17 protein-coding genes are annotated in these 16,261 nt (G+C 70.1%); 10 read left to right on the plus strand and 7 right to left on the minus strand.

Going from position 1 to position 16,261, the window contains the following annotated elements:
- Positions 1 to 3: 3 nt before the first annotated feature.
- Positions 4 to 213, minus strand: a complete 210-nt coding sequence (locus DEIPI_RS0125665; protein WP_027483670.1) for a hypothetical protein — start codon at positions 211 to 213, stop codon at positions 4 to 6.
- A 352-nt stretch (positions 214 to 565) separates the two neighbouring features.
- Between DEIPI_RS0125665 and DEIPI_RS34670 the strand changes: the two genes are divergently transcribed.
- A complete protein-coding gene (locus DEIPI_RS34670) occupies positions 566 to 850 on the plus strand; it encodes a MarR family transcriptional regulator (protein WP_052352027.1) in 285 nt (94 codons plus the stop codon).
- Between the two features lie 4 nt (positions 851 to 854).
- Here DEIPI_RS34670 and DEIPI_RS34675 read toward each other — a convergent pair whose 3' ends face one another.
- Positions 855 to 1,880 carry an AraC family transcriptional regulator gene (locus tag DEIPI_RS34675; RefSeq protein ID WP_084474974.1) on the minus strand — a complete coding sequence of 342 codons (1,026 nt, stop codon included), beginning with the start codon at positions 1,878 to 1,880 and terminating at the stop codon, positions 855 to 857.
- Positions 1,881 to 2,123: 243 nt separating this feature from the next.
- On the opposite strand from DEIPI_RS34675, the gene DEIPI_RS0125680 reads away from it, so the two are divergent.
- From DEIPI_RS0125680 to DEIPI_RS0125710, 7 genes are all read left to right on the plus strand, one after another.
- Positions 2,124 to 2,864, plus strand: coding sequence for an SDR family oxidoreductase (locus DEIPI_RS0125680; RefSeq protein ID WP_027483671.1), 741 nt, complete (start codon positions 2,124 to 2,126; stop codon positions 2,862 to 2,864).
- Positions 2,865 to 2,945: 81 nt separating this feature from the next.
- Positions 2,946 to 3,872, plus strand: a complete 927-nt coding sequence (locus DEIPI_RS34680; protein ID WP_045235207.1) for an SDR family NAD(P)-dependent oxidoreductase — start codon at positions 2,946 to 2,948, stop codon at positions 3,870 to 3,872.
- Between the two features lie 520 nt (positions 3,873 to 4,392).
- Positions 4,393 to 7,110 carry a sensor domain-containing phosphodiesterase gene (locus tag DEIPI_RS0125690; protein WP_027483672.1) on the plus strand — a complete coding sequence of 906 codons (2,718 nt, stop codon included), beginning with the start codon at positions 4,393 to 4,395 and terminating at the stop codon, positions 7,108 to 7,110.
- Positions 7,111 to 7,375: 265 nt separating this feature from the next.
- Positions 7,376 to 8,038 carry a DUF4388 domain-containing protein gene (locus DEIPI_RS0125695; protein WP_027483673.1) on the plus strand — a complete coding sequence of 221 codons (663 nt, stop codon included), beginning with the start codon at positions 7,376 to 7,378 and terminating at the stop codon, positions 8,036 to 8,038.
- Positions 8,035 to 8,574, plus strand: a complete 540-nt coding sequence (locus DEIPI_RS34685; protein WP_045235208.1) for a GTP-binding protein — start codon at positions 8,035 to 8,037, stop codon at positions 8,572 to 8,574. Before DEIPI_RS0125695 ends, DEIPI_RS34685 begins: the two co-directional genes overlap by 4 nt.
- Positions 8,575 to 8,645: 71 nt before the next feature.
- On the plus strand, positions 8,646 to 9,020 hold the full coding sequence (locus tag DEIPI_RS0125705) for a roadblock/LC7 domain-containing protein (RefSeq protein WP_027483674.1): 375 nt from the start codon (positions 8,646 to 8,648) through the stop codon (positions 9,018 to 9,020).
- Positions 9,021 to 9,154: 134 nt separating this feature from the next.
- Positions 9,155 to 9,631, plus strand: a complete 477-nt coding sequence (locus DEIPI_RS0125710; RefSeq protein ID WP_027483675.1) for a hypothetical protein — start codon at positions 9,155 to 9,157, stop codon at positions 9,629 to 9,631.
- Between the two features lie 528 nt (positions 9,632 to 10,159).
- Here the strand turns inward: DEIPI_RS0125710 and DEIPI_RS0125715 are convergent.
- From DEIPI_RS0125715 to DEIPI_RS0125730, 4 genes are read right to left on the minus strand one after another with little or no spacing between them, the layout of a single operon-like run.
- The gene (locus DEIPI_RS0125715) at positions 10,160 to 11,641 is read right to left on the minus strand and encodes a potassium/proton antiporter (RefSeq protein WP_157464104.1); all 1,482 of its coding nucleotides are present in this window, start codon (positions 11,639 to 11,641) and stop codon (positions 10,160 to 10,162) included.
- 10 nt (positions 11,642 to 11,651) lie between these two features.
- A complete protein-coding gene (locus DEIPI_RS0125720; protein ID WP_027483677.1) occupies positions 11,652 to 11,852 on the minus strand; it encodes a hypothetical protein in 201 nt (66 codons plus the stop codon).
- On the minus strand, positions 11,849 to 13,537 hold the full coding sequence (locus DEIPI_RS34690; RefSeq protein WP_045235209.1) for a cation:proton antiporter domain-containing protein: 1,689 nt from the start codon (positions 13,535 to 13,537) through the stop codon (positions 11,849 to 11,851). Before DEIPI_RS34690 ends, DEIPI_RS0125720 begins: the two co-directional genes overlap by 4 nt.
- 14 nt (positions 13,538 to 13,551) lie before the next feature.
- Positions 13,552 to 13,875: a hypothetical protein gene (locus tag DEIPI_RS0125730; RefSeq protein ID WP_027483678.1), complete on the minus strand. Its 324-nt coding sequence runs from the start codon at positions 13,873 to 13,875 to the stop codon at positions 13,552 to 13,554.
- 128 nt (positions 13,876 to 14,003) lie between these two features.
- On the opposite strand from DEIPI_RS0125730, the gene DEIPI_RS0125735 reads away from it, so the two are divergent.
- Positions 14,004 to 14,405 carry a hypothetical protein gene (locus tag DEIPI_RS0125735; protein WP_169737221.1) on the plus strand — a complete coding sequence of 134 codons (402 nt, stop codon included), beginning with the start codon at positions 14,004 to 14,006 and terminating at the stop codon, positions 14,403 to 14,405.
- A gap of 451 nt (positions 14,406 to 14,856) precedes the next feature.
- Positions 14,857 to 15,378, plus strand: a complete 522-nt coding sequence (locus DEIPI_RS0125740; protein WP_027483680.1) for a GNAT family N-acetyltransferase — start codon at positions 14,857 to 14,859, stop codon at positions 15,376 to 15,378.
- 71 nt (positions 15,379 to 15,449) lie between these two features.
- Here the strand turns inward: DEIPI_RS0125740 and DEIPI_RS36230 are convergent, their stop codons facing one another.
- Positions 15,450 to 15,971, minus strand: coding sequence for a CPBP family intramembrane glutamic endopeptidase (locus DEIPI_RS36230; RefSeq protein ID WP_027483681.1), 522 nt, complete (start codon positions 15,969 to 15,971; stop codon positions 15,450 to 15,452).
- Positions 15,972 to 16,261 lie beyond the last annotated feature (290 nt).

The raw sequence follows: 16,261 nt of genomic DNA on the forward strand, positions 1-16,261 counted from the left end.
CGCTCACGTCACGCCGCTCGGGAGGCCCGCGAGGTGAGCGGCGCCGCGCCGCGCGGCCGTCCAGGCGAGCTGCCCGGCGAGCGCCTCGCACAGCGTCGCCACGCGCAGGCCATGTCGGTACGTGTCCCGGTCGTGCTCGGCGAGCCGCGCGAGCAGGTGCCGGACCGGGTCGGAGAGGGGCCGACCTTCGGCCGCCGCGACGACGGACCGCATCGTCAGGTCGTTCCCGACGAGCGGAGAGGCCAGCGGAGGCGAGGTGGGACCCGGCGCATAAGACGACCGTAACGAAGTCGAGGTGAAGCCCGGATGATCAGCCGCTCGCGAGGGGCGGAACGTCCCAGGACGGCGACGCCCGGACGCGTTCCACGCCGCGTACGTGCGGTCAGCCCGATGTTCCGATGGCAGGGGACGCCCTCACGCCCCGCGCTCCTTCGGGAGCGGCAGGTCCGCGCGACCCGGGGAGGCGGGCCGATGATCCGGACACCGATCATGAGGAATTCATCGGTGTCCTTCCACGCTCGTGTCGGTCCCGTGTGGACCGGCACGAGCTCCCATGAGAACGAAGATGACGTTGGCCCTTGGCACCCTCGACAAGAACACCACCGCCGGCATGGTCGCCCGACTCGAGGACGCCGGCCTCCTGCGCCGAACGCGCAGCACGGACGACCGCCGCCGCCTGACCATCACCCCCGAAGGCGAACGCGTCCTGAACGACCTGCGGCCCCGCATCCAGAGCATGGAGCGCGGCATCGAACGTCACCTCAGCCGCGAGGACCACGCCCACCTGACCCGCATTCTCGCGGCCCTCGTGGACCAGCACGAAACCGAACCCGCGCCGCCCGGCACGTAGCTCGTCAGCCGAGGCCTTCGAGGCCGAGCGCGAGGCCGACCGGACGCCCGCCGACGTGGTCCGAGATGTCGTTCATGCGGGTGAGGCGGACCTCGCGAGAACCGAAGTCGTGGGAGTCTGATCCCTTCGCGCGCTGGCCCCCACGGTCCTGCCGGGGCGAGACGCCGAACAGGCGCCGGTATTCGCGGCTGAACTGCGACGGACTGTCGTACCCGACGCGCGAGCTCACGCCGGTCACGTCGGACGCTCCGCCGAGCAGCAGTCGGCGCGCCTCCTGCAGACGCAGCCGCTTCTGGTACTGCAGGGGACTCATGGCGGTCACCGCCTTGAAGTGATGGTGAAACCCGGAGACGCTCATGTTCACGCTGGCCGCGAGGGTCGTCATGGCGACCGGACGGTCGTAGTCATGGACGAGGCGCTCGATGGCCGCCACGATTCGCGCGGTCTGTCCGGCCGTCCGCACCAGCGCGCGCAGCCGGGCGCCCTCGGGGCCCGCGAGCAGCAGGTACGTCAGTTCACGCACGACCCCGGGCGCGAGCGCAGGCACATGTTGCGGCGTGTCGAGCAGCCGCGTGAGCCGCGTCGCCGCGTCGAGCACCATCGGGTCGAGCGTGGTGACCGCGAGACTGCCGGGCGGGGCGGCGCGCTCCGTCTCGTCAGGAAACTCCAGCGCGAGCGTGGCGATGAGGGCCGGATCGAGGTCCACGTGCAGCGCGAGGTGCGGGCGGTCCGGGGACGCGTCGAGAATCTGCACGGTGAGCGGCAGGCTGACGGACACCAGCAGCATCTCCGCCGGTCCGTACCGCAACGTCGTCTCACCCTGCTGCGTCACCTTCGCGCCCTGGGCGATCAGGCAGATGGACGGCCGGTACAACATGTGCGTCGGACTCGAGGGCGCGTCCGCGCGGAACAGGTGCAGTCCCGGAACGATGGTGGACGTCAGGCCAGGACCTGACGTGTGACGCGCGATCAGGTCGGCCAGGACCTCCGAGTGCCGCGTCTGCTCGTGGGGGACGATGGGGCCGGTCATGCCGTTCATGGTGCCGGACGCGAGGGCCGCACAGGTTGAGCGTGGTCACCATCACGCGCTCACCTTGCAGGATCGGGCAAGTTCCGGTCAGGAACGTGGCAGCGCGAACACCTCTGCACGGACGACAGTGAGGACGCGGAAGGCAGCGGATTCGCCGCTCCGACCGCCCGGCGCGTCCCAAGCGGACGGCGCCGGACGTCCAGGTCCATGTCCACCCACCTCGCGTCCACAGGAGGACCACCCATGCCCACGAACGAACGCCCACGCGTCGCGATCGTCACCGGCGGCTCACGCGGCATCGGCCGCGCCGTCGCCGAACGCCTCGCCGAGGACGGACACCACGTCGTCATCGCGTACGCCCAGAACGACCAGGAAGCGCAGGACACCGTCCACGGCATCGAACGCCGAGGCGGCGTCGCCCTCGCCGTCCGGGCGGACGTCGCCGATCCCGACGCCGCCCAGGCCCTCTTCGGAACCGCCGAGGACACCTGGGGCGGCGTGGACGTCGTCGTGAACGCCGCCGGCATCATGATCCTCAAGCCCCTCGCGGAGTACGACCTCGACGACTTCGACCGGCTCATCCGCGTGAACGTCCGCGGCACGTTCCTGATCGACCAGCAGGCCGCGCGTCACGTGCGCCCGGGCGGCGCGATCATCAACCTCTCCACGTCCGTGCTGGGCCTCGCCCTGCCCACCTACGGCCCATACGGCGCCAGCAAGGGCGCCGTGGAGGCGATGACGCGGGTCCTCGCGCGCGAGCTGCGCGGACGGGACGTCACCGTCAACGCCGTCGCGCCCGGACCGACCACGACGGACCTGTTCCTGTACGGCAAGGACGACGCGACCATCGACCGGCTCGCGAAGATGAACCCGATGGAACGGCTCGGCACACCCGACGACGTCGCGCGGGTCGTGTCGTTCCTCGCGGGGCCGGGACGCTGGATCAACGGTCAGGTCGTCCGCGTCAACGGCGGCATGGTCTGACTCGCGGACGCAACGGACCCACGGTCACGGACGCGCTCTCCTCGTGACGTCTCGGCGTCACGCCCTGTTCGGAGGTCAACGATGCACAACGTCATCCTCATCACCGGAGCCGGAACCGGCATGGGCCGCCTCACCGCGCTCACGCTCGCCGACGCGGGACATATCGTGTACGCCAGCATGCGCGACGTCGAGGGACGTAACGCGCCCAAAGCCGAGACGCTCAGGAGGCAGGCCACGGAGCGGAACCTGAGGCTTCACGTGGTGGAACTCGACGTGCTCTCCGAACGCTCCGCCCACGCTGCCGTGAGCAGCGTGGTGCGCGCCCAGGGCCGACTGGACGTCGTGATTCACAACGCCGCCCACCTGTACTTCGGGATCGCCGAGGCGTTCACCCCCGAGCAGCTGCTGAGCGCGCTGAACGTCAACACGGTCGGCGCGATGCGCGTCAACCGCGCCGCCCTGCCGGTGCTGCGCGCGCAGGAGGCCGGGCTGCTGCTCTGGGTCGGGAGCGGCACCAGTCGTGTGGTTCCGCCGTTTCTCGCGCCGTACACGGCCGCGAAAGCCGCGATGGATTCCCTCGCGGAGTCCGTGTCGTACGAGGTGGCGCGGTTCGGCATCGAGACGTCCATCGTGATGCCCGGTCCGTTCACGCAGGGCACCGACCACTTCGCGAACGCGGCGCGCGCCGACGACGAACACGTCACCGCCGCGTACGGGCGCTATCACGACGCGCTCGCCCGGAACCAGGACGCCACCGAGGGGCTCTTCTCGCCGGGTGTGAGGCAGGACGTGCAGGCCGTCGCGGACGAGATCGCGCGAATCGTGGCGTTGCCGCCCGGCACGCGCCCCTACCGCTCCGCGGTGGACTTCTCCGATTTCGGTGACGCGCCCGTCACGGCCGTCGCGACGCTCATGCGGTCGCGTCTGCTCACCCGGATGGGGTTCACCGACCTGCTCGCGCCACGCGTGAAGGGTGAGAACGCGCCGGTCGATCTGCCCTTCACCTGACCCGAGGCCAATGCCGCGACCGTGCTGCGTCGGCCCGCGTCGAGGCACGACGCGCCGCGCCACTCGGTGACTTGGACGTCGCGCAGGGCGGGCAGGCCGAGCAGGTCGCCGGGCAGCGTCCGGGTGAAGGACACGCCGAGGGCGCCAATGAACGCGATGCTCGTCATGCGGACCGCCTCAGGGGCGGGTGACGTGCCGCCGCGCGTCCAGACGCGCAGCCGAATCACCTCACCCCGTGAGCCGACGAGCGTGTCCGGAAGCGACAGGTCGGGCCGAACGGGCGCCTCGGTCTTCACGAGGGCCATGACGGGCACCCCGCTCGCGGCGTCGCCGCGTGGCCCGTCATGGGAGAGCGTGCGGACTCGTGGGGAATTACTCGCGGTCTCCGCCGCGATGCTGGACGACCCTTCAAGGACTCTTCACACGCCTTGCCTCCTCTGGTGTGTGGAATGTAGCTCCGCCTATGAACACGCTCTTTTTCATGAGCGCCAGCTGAGTAGCGTCCTGATAGCATCACGACATGCCGGACAAGCACGGCCCGCGGGACCCGGGCGAGCGCGCCGCGAACCGCGAGCTCCAACGCCTCGAGGCCCTCCGAGCCCTCACCGTTCCATCCACCAACACCAACGCTGTCCTCGACGCCGTCACCCGCAGTCTCGGCCGCCTCACCGGCGCGCCCATCGCCCTGATCGGCCTGCTCGACGAGCACACTCAACAGCTCGTCTCCACTTCCGGCATTCCCGAGGGGGTGACGGCGGTCCCGCGCGACCACACCTTCTGCCAGCACCTGCTCGACCACGACGCGGACGCCCCCCTCGTGATCCTCGACGCCACGCTCGACGCCCGCTTCGCCGACAACCCCTTCGTCCAAAACCACCCGCACCTGCGGTTCTACGCCGGTGTGCCCCTCACCACACCCGACGGACACCGCGTCGGCAGTCTCTGCCTGCACGACACCGCGCCACGCACGGACTTCACCGCGGAGGAGACCGCGGTCCTCCACGACCTCGCCGCCGTGGCCACGCATGAACTCCTGCGGCTCCGCGACGACGCCGAGCGAGTTCGTCTCACCCGTGAACTCATCGACCGCAAGGCCACCCTTCGCCTCGCCCTCGAAGGCGCCGGCATGGCCACCTGGGCCCTCGACCTCGACGAGGCGCGCCTCGTCATCGAGACGCATGGCCAGACGCACCTGTGGCCCGCGTCGGAGACGCTGCCGCTCGCTCGGTTCCTCAGCTGGGTCGCCCCTGGGGACCGCGCGCGCCTCACGGAGCTCCTCACCGAAACCCGCGCGAGCGACGAGGCGGACGCGGCGTTCGCGCTGACGCTGCTCGTCCAGTCCCCCGCCGGACGGACCCTCCACGTGGCCGTCCGCGGACGCCGTCACCCCGACGGTACCCGGCTCGTGGGTGTGGCCTTCGACGTGACCGGGCAGCACGTCACGCTCGGCACGCTGCGTGACCGGGACGAGATGCTGCGCCGGGTCCTTGAGGGCGTTCAGGACGCCGTGTTCCTCAAGGACGCGACCGGCACGTTCGTGTTCGCGAACGACGCCACCGCCCGGCTCTTCCGGCGGCCGCTGGGCGAGGTGCTGGGACGCACCAACTGGGAGCTGCTCGACCTCGACGTCGCCCGCGCCTTCGAGGAGGCGACGGCGAGGTCGCTGCGAGGAGGCGAGGCGTTGACCGTGGACGAGCAGATCGTCGTCGAGGGCGCCTCCCGGAATCTGCGCACGACCCTCACGCCGTTCGCGCTGCCGTCCGGTGGGACGGGCACGCTGGGCGTGTCGCGCGACGTGACGGACGAGCTGCGCCTCGAGCGCGCCCTGCGGCGCAACAACGAGGTGCTCGCCCGGCAGGTGCAGGAACGCACCCGCAAGCTGCAGCGCCTGGTGGAGCAGACGCAGCACGACGCCTTTCACGACGCGCTCACCGGGCTCGCGAACCGCGCGCTGCTGCTCGACCGGCTGGGGCACAGCGTCAAGCTTCACCGGGACCGCGCCTCCCACCGTTTCGCGGTCCTCAAGCTCAACGTCGCGCGGTTCAGGTCCTTCGTGGAGACGTACGGCCGGGCGGACGGGGACGCGCTGCTCCTTCAGGTCGCGCACCGACTCAAGACGGTCGCGGCGGCGTCGCACACCGTCGCGCGCGTGGGTGGGGACCAGTTCGTGCTGGTCGCCGAGGACCTGTGCGGTCCCGAGGAGGTCCGGTCGTACGCGCGGCGGGTGCTGGAGGCGCTCACGAGGCCGTACCGGCAGGGGGGCCGTGAGGTGCGGGTGGACGTGCGGATGGGCGTCACGGTGTGCCTGCACGAGTACGCCCGGGCGGAGGAGGCGCTCGCCGACGCGGCGCTCGCCCTGCGGGCCGCGCGGTCGGATCCGGGCAGTTCGGTCGTGTTCTTCGAGCCCTCCATGCGGGGCGAGGCGGACGAGGACGCGCAGGTGCGTCGGGACGTGCTGGCCGCGCTGGGCCGGCGGGAGTTCGAGGTGTTCTTCCAGCCGATCGTCGCGACCGGCACGGGTGAGGTGCTGGCGTTCGAGGCACTGGCGCGCTGGCGTCATCCGTCGCGGGGCGTGCTGTCACCGGACGTGTTCCTACCTGTCCTGCGTGAGGAACGGTGCCTGGCGGACCTCGACCGGTTGGTTCTGGAGGAGGCCTGCCGGCACGCCTCGCGCTGGCCGGCGGCCGGTCGGGGTGGCGTGGCGCCGCGTCTGAGTGTGAACTGTTCGGAGGAGGCGTTGTGTTCGGACGGGTTCGTGGACTTCGTACGTACGTTGCTGGGACGTTTCGGGCTGCCGCCTCAGCGGGTGTGGCTGGAGGTGGTCGAGGAGGTGCTCGGCCGCGACGAGGTGACCTTGGCGGTGACGCGCGAGTTGCACGCGTTGGGCGTGGAAGTGGTGCTGGACGACTTCGGGGCGGGGTACTCGTCGCTGTCGCGGCTGAGCCGGCTGCCGGTCTCGCGGGTGAAGGTGGACCGGTCGTTCCTGCTCGACCTGGGCCGCGGGGACGAGGGTGAGGAGGGCCACAAGGTGTTGCGCGCGGTGGTGGAGCTGTGCCGGTCGTTGGCGTTCCCGGTGGTGGTGGAGGGCGTCGAGACGCGGGCGAACCTCGAGGTGGTGGAGGCGCTCGGGGTGGAGGCGTGGCAGGGCTTCTGGCGGTCGAAGCCCGTGCCGGCCCGGTACGTCGGGCGGCTCTTGAAGACGACGGGGAAGGGGATGGCCGTCAGGGCGTCGGATTGAACGAACCTCATGAGGCTCGGCCCACATTTCATTCGCGCTTAATGTTATGCGGACCGCTCCCGGGCACGACGGGTCGACGTGCGCCCGGAGTGTCGCGAAACTTTCCTCATTGACCCCGCTCATGCCTGGCAGGGTGTCGTCCCACCGCGGGGCCAGCCGACACTTTATGAGAAAGCCGACAAAAAGTAAGAGTCCTGTGAAAAACCCTGCGTAGGCTGAGGGAAACGAGCCGCTCCCCGCGCCCCTCGCCCACCACAGGAGATCCATGGCCCTCACCGGAGACCTCGCCGACCTGCCCCTCACCGACCTCGCCCACGTCCTCGCCCACCACACCGGCACCCTCGACGTGGAGCGCGCCCTCCACGGCCGCAACCTCCAGCTCATCCTCGAGCGTGGCCGCCTCCGCGCCCTGTTCGTCGACGGCTTCAACATCCGCGACGACGGACGACTCCGCGACCTCCTCCGCAGCGTCGCCGCCACCCCCAGCGGGTACTGGGAATTCCACCCCGCCCCCATCACGGACGCCCTGCGTCAGGTCGACTACGCCCTCGTCGACCTCCTCACCCACGCCACCCACACGGACGTCCCTGACGACCACCTCCCACACCCGGTCACCCACTTCGTCCCCACCTTCTATCAGGACGTCCCCCAGGATCTGCGCGCCACCTGGACCACGGCCGCGCCCTTCCTCAGAAGCGGCGCGAGCGCCGAGACTCTCGCCTCCGACCTCGGCATGACCGAACGCGACGCCCAGCGGCTCCTCTACCGCCTGCGCGCCATCGGCCTCATCCAGCCCCAGCGCGCCATTCATCGTGAGCAGCACAACGCTGCCGCTCCAGCCTCCTCACCCGGCCGCCCTGCACCCGCGGCCAATCCCGTCGCTCGCCTGCTCGGCGCGCTGCGCCGCATGATCGGCACCCGCGCGTGACGCGCCCCCTCAAGCTCGTGATCAGCGGCCCCGTCGGCGCCGGCAAGACCACCTTCGTGCAGACCCTCAGCGAAACCGAGGTGATCGCCACCGAAGCCGTCCCCAGCGAGGACATCGGCAAGCCCAGCACCACCGTCGCGTTCGACTACGGCACCCTCAGGCTCGAAGATCAGGAGCTGCACCTCTACGGCACCCCCGGGCAGGACCGCTTCGACTTCATGTGGGATGTGCTGGCCCAGGACGCCCTCGGGCTCGTGATGCTCGTGGGAGGGCACAAACCCCGCGACTTCCCCGCCGCGAGAGGCATCCTCGAGTACATCACCGCCCGGCACCAATTGCCCTTCGTTCTCGCCGTCACCCGGCAGGACCAGCCGGGCGTCTGGCGCCCCGAGGACCTCGCGCTGTACGTCCAGCTTCCACCCCATCAGGTGATCGGCATCGACGCCACGAACCGCGCGAGCGCGGCCACCGCCCTCGTCCGGCTCCTCGAACACCTCCCCGCCCGGCACGACCAGGACGTCACACTCCTGACCTGACCCCCGGAACTCCCGCGCGAGCGCGCGTCGTTCGGACCGACCCTCCGCCTCGCCCCCTCCAGGAGATCACCATGACCAGCACCATGAGCAAGCAGGAAGTCCTCAACGCCACCCTCTCGACGCTGCGCGCCAACCTCCCCGAACTCAAGGGCGTCCTCGTCGCCACCGCCGACGGCCTCCCCATCGCGCAGACCATGAGCGCCGGCACGGACGCCAACCGCGTCGCCGCGATGGCCGCCACCGCCCTCGGTCTCGGCAAGCGCATCGGCGACACCGTCGGGAGCGGCGTCCTCACCGAGATGAGCGTCTCCGGCACCGACGGAATGGTGTTCTTCTACGCCGCCGGACGCGGCGTGCTCGCCGTCGTCGCGCCCGCCGGAATGAACCTCGGCCTGCTCATGATGGAAGCGCGCGACGCCGCCACCGCCGTCTCCAGCGTGCTCTGAGGAGCGCGCCGTTGCGTTCCCTCCACGACCTGCTGCGGACCCTGTACCCCCGCCCGCCCCAGGCGCCAGTCCACATCGACCCTTCACCACTCGCCTCGCAGGCCAGCGCGCGCCTGTCCTCAAGGAGCCATCACATGACCGCGACCCTCACCCAGACCCGCCCCACCCTCGGCGACTTCTCCTCCGTCGTGTGCTTCAAGGCCGTCATCACCGGCGTCGAGGACACCCTCGGCACGGACGGCGCCGCCGTCGTCTTCATCCGCGCCGGGAAGGTCCGTGGCCACACCGTCGCCACGGACCTTGGCGTCGCCGGCAGCAACCCCGCGGTGGAGCAGATCGCGGGCATCCTCGACGGCGCCGTCGGCGAGAACGGCACACGCCTGTGCGCCGTCGTGAAGTCCTACCAGGACGGCGAGAACATCGTCGTCGAAACACAGGACACCGTGTGCAGCGCGGGCGAGGAGCAGGGCTCCGAGCGCAGGTGCACCTTCACGCTCGGTGCGGTGTGGGGCGCGGTGGAGGCCATCACGGGCCGCACCTTCCTCGGCGAGCAGACCGAGAGCGTCCTGCGCGGCGGTCAGAGCGACAAGTTCGTCTTCAGCCCCCTGTAACGCCCCGAACGACCAGGCCAGCACCCGCCGCGTCGCGCTGACCTCCAGTCCATCCCCGCGAGCAGGGCGACGGCCTGGAGCGCCGCGCCCAGCCGGACGATGCCGTACGTTCCGTGCTTCCGGGCGAGGAGGGCGAAGGCGTGGCGCGAGCAGCACCTCCCCGACCGACGGGAGAGCGGTTTTGGGTTCGGCGTCGCGAGGGCGGTTCGAACGTGAAGTGACGGGGTCGTCCTTGGGGTCGTGCCTCCCGGGCCATCTGCGTCGCCGCGCCGGACAGGAACATCGTCACGGTGCCGTCCGCGTTCGTGGTCCGCGTGCCCAACACGGAGTTCCAGCCGGGCGCGAACCCGAGGTGGACGCGGTCCGAGAAGCCCTTCGTGTTCACGCGGCATGACTCGGTCCGGCGGATCTCGGTGCTCGCGGAGTCGTGGTACCCCGCGTGCACCGTGGCGGTGTTCCCCTGCGTGACGCCGCCCGCCGCGGGACCGAGGACAATGGTGGGACGATTCGTCTTCTCGTTCCTGCCGGTCACGCGGGTTGCGCGCGACGCCGCGCGATGCGTTCGCGGACCTGCTCGAAGAACTCCGGGCTGCCGAGCACCTGAATCTCGTCACCCGCTTCGAGCACCGTCGAGCCGTTCGGGACGATGTACTCCCCTCCACGGTGGATCAGCAGGATCAGCGCTTCCGGAGGGAAGTTCAGGTCCACGATGCGCCGCCCCACCACGCTCGACGATTCGGGCACCACGACCTCCACCAGGTCGTGCTTGCTCGCGCCGGTCGGGGTGAACAGCAGGCGCTGGGTGTTCTTCGCCTCCAGGGGTTCGTCGACCTGCAGGAGCCGCGCCACGAACGGCAGGGTAGTGCCCTGCACGAGCAGGCTCGTGAGCATGATGAAGAACGCGACGTTGAAGATCGTCTGCGAGCCGGGCAGATGTTCGAGCAGCGGGAACGTCGCGAGGATGATCGGGACGGCGCCGCGCAGCCCCACCCAGGCGACCATGCTCTTGTGCCGCTTCTTCATGGGGGACAGCGCGAGGCTCACGTACACCGCGACGGGCCGCGCGACGAACATCAGGAAGAGGCTGATCAGCAGGGCGGGCACGGCGAGGGCGATCACCTTGGAGGGGAAGACCAGCAGGCCGAGCAGCAGGAACATCCCGATCTCCAGCAGGTACGTGAGGCCCTCGTGCCAGTGACGCAGGCTGCGTTTGTGCACGAAGGCGCTGTTGCCGAGGATCACGCCGGTGATGTAGACGGCGAGGAAGCCGCTGCCGCCCAGGAGGGCGGTCGCGCCGTACACCAGCCCGACGATCGCGACGGACAGGACCGTGTAGAGCCCCTCCGAGGGCAGGTCGACGCGGTTGATGAAGCGCACCGCGAGCCGGCCGAGCAGGACACCGAGGGCGCCGCCGATCAGCATCTGCCTCAGGAACAGCGGGATCACCTCGGACCAGGGGGTGCCGGGGTGCGCGACGAGCGCGGTGAGGCCGATCACGAGGAAGACCGCCATGGGGTCGTTGACGCCCGACTCGAACTCCAGCAGCGGTTTGATGTTGCCCTTGAGGCCGAGCGCGCGTTCCTTGAGCACGGAGAACACGGCGCTCGCGTCGGTGGAGGACACGACCGCGCCGAGCAGGAAGCTGGTGAGCCACGGCAGGCTCAGCAGGAGGTGCGAGACCACCCCGACGAGGCCGGTGGTGAGGAGCACGCCGAGCGTGGCGAGCGAGAGACCCCGCGCGAGGACGGGGCGTGTCTGCTTCCAGTTGGTTTCGAGTCCGCCGGTGTAGAGGATGAACGCGAGCGCGACGATGCCGATCGTCTGGGTGAGTTCGTAGTTCTCGAAGGGAATGCCGCCGGGGCCTTCGCTGCCGGCGAGCATGCCGATCACGAGGAACAGCACGAGGCCGGGAACGCCGAGTCGCCCGCCGAGCTTGCTGGCGAGCATCCCGACGATCAGCAGGACGGACGTGACGAGGATGGGCAGGTCGATGAAGTTCGAGTGGTCCACGCTTGGCCTTTCACGGGCAATCGACGATCCTGAAGTCCGGGCGGTTCAGATGGGCGGTGCGGGCGCCGAGATCACCGAGGCGCACCACGCCGCCCGACGTCCAGGTTCCGAGCACCACCTGTACTTCACGCTGTCCGCGCCAGTCGAAGCTCGTGGGCGCGCCGCGCTCGTCGGTCCGGACGAGCCGGACGGTTTCCTCGGCGCCCTTCACGCTGGCCGCTCCGTGAACGCACCAAGGGCGTGACCGGTCATGCTGCGGGCCAGTTCGAGCTCGCCGAACAGCGCAAGGTCCGCGCCGAGCCGTTCGAGTTCCGCGCGGGTATGGTCGTCGTGGGTACGTGCGACGATCCTCACGTCCGGGTTGGCATGCCGGGCGTGCTCTACGATGAGCTGCGCCTGTACGGGGTCCGGGGTGGCGACGACGACGAGGCGAGCCGATTCGGGATGCGCGCGGCGCAGCACGTGCGCGCGGGCGCCGTCACCGTACACGGCGGGGACGCGCTGCTCCCGTAGGGCGCTCACCAGGTCATCGTCCTGCTCAACCACCACAAGGGGAACGTTGTGCGCGCGCAACGCCTCGCCGATGACGCGGCCGACCCGGCCGTACCCGACCAGGACCGCGTGGCCTTCCAGTGCAGCGGGAAGGTCAGTGGTGTGGTCGTCGCCAAACTCGCTCCCGGGGCGCGTCCGGCGTGCGCGTCTCAACGCGGCCTCCACGGGTTCGGTGAGACGGAACAGGAAGGGGTTGAGGGTGATGGAGAGGATCGCGCCGGCGAGGATGAGGTTCTGCCCCTGCTCGCTGAGCAGATCGAGGTCACGTCCGAGCCCGGCGAGGATGAAGCTGAACTCACCGATCTGCGCGAGGGACACGGACACGGCGAGGGCCGTGCCGATGGTGTAGCGGAACAGCAGCACGATCAGGAAGGCCGCGACGGTCTTTCCGAGCACGACGACCAGCGCGGTCGCGAGAACCAGCAGGGGTGCCTGGATGAGCACGGCGGGGTTGAAGAGCATCCCGACGGAGACGAAGAACAGCACCGCGAACGCGTCCTGGAAGGGCAGGGCGTCCTCGGCGGCCTGATGGCTGAAGCGGCTCTCGCTCGCGACGACCCCTGCGAAGAACGCGCCGAGCGCGAAGGACACGTCGAACAACACGCCCGCGCCGTAGGCGATGCCGAGGGCGGTGCCAAGCACCGCGAGAGTGAAGAGCTCGCGCGAGCCGAGCGCGGCGACGCGCGCGAGCAGCCAGGGGATGACGCGGCGGCCCGCGACGAGCATCAGGGTGACGAACAGCGCGACCTTGCCGAGCGTCAGGAGGATGGAGACGGTGAGGGCGCCCGCATCAAGGCCCGCGCCACCGTCGGTTCCACGCAGGAGGGGCGCCAGGGCGGGCAGCAGGACGAGCGCGAGGACCATCACGAGGTCCTCGACGACGAGCCAGCCGACGGCGATCTTGCCTTTCTGGGTGTCGAGCGCGCCGCGTTCTTCGAGGGCGCGGAGCAGGACGACGGTGCTCGCGACGGACAGGGCGAGGCCGAACACGAGGCCTTCCCCGAACGGCCAGCCCCACAGGCGGGTGGCGCCGAGCCCGAGCAGGGTGGCGACGACGATCTGGACGAGCGCGCCGGGCACGGCGATGCGCCGCACGGCGAGCAGGTCGGCGACGCTGAAGTGCAGGCCGACGCCGAACATCAGCAGGATCACGCCGATCTCGGACAGCTGCGCGGCGATGCTGGCGTCCGCGATGAAGCCCGGTGTGAAGGGACCGACGGCGAGGCCCGCGAGCAGGTACCCGACGAGGGGGGGGAGGCGCAGGCGGGTGGCGAGCAGACCCGCGAAGAAGGCGAGGGTGAGGCCGACGGCGAGCGCGGCGATCAGTTCGGTGTGGTGCGGCATGGGCCCTCCGGTGGTCAGCTGCTGTTGGGCGGGGTGGTCTCCTGCGGGAATTCCGTGTCGAGGAAGGCTTTGAGTCGCGCTTTGAACTCGTCGCCTTCGGTGGGGAGGCCGGCGGTGTGGGCGGCGTCGCGGATGGCGGCGGAGAGGAGCATCGCGGCCGTGCGGGTGCGGCTGGCGTCCATGAGTTCGGCGAGCCCGTCGAGCCAGAAGTAGTCGACGGCGCCGAGGCGGACGGTGACCTTGCCTTCGGGCAGGTCGCCCTGGTGACCGCGTGCGGCGTTTTCTTCGAGGGCGTGGCGGACGAGCGCCTGAACGCGGGTGGTGGGTTTGGTCGGCATGGAACCTCCTCTCCCAGCGTACTGGCATTGAATGGCAATATGCCAGTAATTGTCGCCTCGATGCCAACCAGTAAAGAACGCATGAGGATCCCACGACAAGCGGTCACATCACACCACTCGCCACCAGCATGACGTCGACAGCCACCACCAACGCCGACCTTCGAGGACAGATTGTCCGCGTCCCCAAGAAGCGCGTGCACTCAACCGACCCGATGACGGAGCGAACGCTCTTCGAGCGCGCCCGCAGCGTGGCCCTGCTGCTGCCGCTGCTGCTCGCCCTGTTCGCGTTCGTCCCCCACCCGGAACAGCACACCGACCACAAGGCCCTCCCCGCTCCTCACGCCTTCCCTCTCCTTCGGGCAGCCCACGACGCGGGCGGCGCACCACACGGCGGCCCCGTCCCGAACGACGACGCCCTCGGACTGCACAGCGCGCCTGAAGAGTCCAGTACGACGAAGAGCGCCGAACAGCACGAGCACCGCCCCAACCCTTTGCGGCAGAGCGCCCGGCAGCAGCTCGACGGCGGCTGATCGACCACGACGCCCGGCAGCGTCCGCTCACCGCGGGCCGCTGACGTCCCACCGTTCCCGATCATCCTGCTGGAGTTCCCAATGACCCGACCCCGATCAAAGCGGCGTTCCGCGCCGCCCCGCCGTACCCCCTGGACTGTCCTGGCGTGAGCAGAACGACCGGCTGCCGGAGTGGAACGGCGCGCAGGACGAGCAGGACGCCGGATCGGACGAAGGATTCTGGAGTGACGAGCCTGCCGTCCCCGTCACGCCCGAGGACTTCGATCCAGGTTCCGGCGACGGGTGGGACGGCTGGAACTGGTAGCCACCACGCTCGGAGGCAGGAGGGCCGAGCGACGCGGGCGGGTACGTCCTTTGGCGGACGGCGCGCGGCGGACCGGACGGTATGCTGCCACGCACGAGAACACGCGCCGTCACGTGCGGTACGTTGTTCGCACGCTCAGGAGATCCCTTGCACCTCGAGACTGAACGGCTGCTGCTCGTCCCCACGCCCCTCCACGTCCTCCAGACCCGACTCGAACGGACCGACTTCACCGCGAACGTGGACATGCCCGGCGGGCCGATGATGGTGCACTTCCCGGCCGAGTGGCCCGGCGACGCGCTCGTCACCTTCGAACACAAGATCGTCACGTTCGACCCGGCGCGGCCCACGTGGGGTGGGACGCTCGTCCACAAGGCGGACCGGCGTGCGATCGGGCAGCTGAGCTTCAAGGGCGGCCCGGACGAGCAGGGCACCGTCGAGCTCGGCTACGGCCTCAACCCCGCCTACCACTCGCAGGGCTATGCGACGGAGATGGTGCGCGCGATGCTCGCCTTCGCCCGATCACATCCCGAGGTGCGGCAGGTCACGGCCGAGACGCGCGTGGACAACCTCGCGTCCATGCGGGTGCTGGAAAAGACGGGGTTCGTCCGTGCGGGCGCGCGGTGGTGCGATGAGGACGGCGCCCTGATTCGCTGGGCCCTGCCGGACTGAGCCCGCACGCACCTGAACAAGCTTCCGTGCGGCCGACCACCGCAGGGTCCGGCCAGCCTGAATGGCCGCGCTCACGCACAGCGCGGCGTCGCCTGACGTGCCTCCCGAACGAAGCTCCACGCGAGGCTCACGATCAGCATCGCCCACAGCGCGAGCCGCCAGGGCGCGCTGTGCTCGGTCGTGCCGAGCGTCACGGCGGTCACGTTGATCGACATGTGCGCGAGCACGCACGGCAGCACCGCCCCCTGTGCGCGGCGCCACAACCACGACATCAGAAAGGACCACCCGGTCACCTCCAGCAGGTACGGCGCGAACGCCTGTCCGTACTGACCGGACCCGACCACGAAGAACAGCGGCAGGTGCCACGTCGCCCAGAGCGTGCCCAGCAGCGCACTCGACGCCGGCAGACCGAACCGACGGGTGAGGCGGGGAAGCGCGTAGCCTCGCCAGCCGGTCTGCTCCGCGAAACCGAACAGCACGAACGCGACGAGCAGCAGGGGTGTCGAGGAATCGAAGTGCAGCCACGCGCGGGGTGGCGCGTCCCCCGCGGCGAGCGCGAGGAGGTTCGCGAGGGTGACGAGCGCCGGCACCATGAGCGCCGCGACGAGCAGCGTCCCCGGAGGGAAGCGTCGGGGCCTCAGGCACGTGAACAGTGACCGCAGGGCATGCCGGCCACCGATCAGGGCCGTCAGGGTGATGGCCGCGACGACCGGGCCGAAGTCCCCGAGGACGCTGAGCGCCAGCCCCCACGACGGAGGATCGAAGGATACGCGCCCGCCCTACGCGAGCACCAGTCCGAAGCAGGTCCACGAGAACAGGTACGTCAACGCGAAGAACGGCCACGGACTCGAACGCAGGCCAGCCCGAGGTGAAGATGAGACGG

It is taken from the genome of Deinococcus pimensis DSM 21231 (assembly GCF_000519345.1).
Taxonomy (GTDB): Bacteria; Deinococcota; Deinococci; order Deinococcales; family Deinococcaceae; genus Deinococcus_A; species Deinococcus_A pimensis.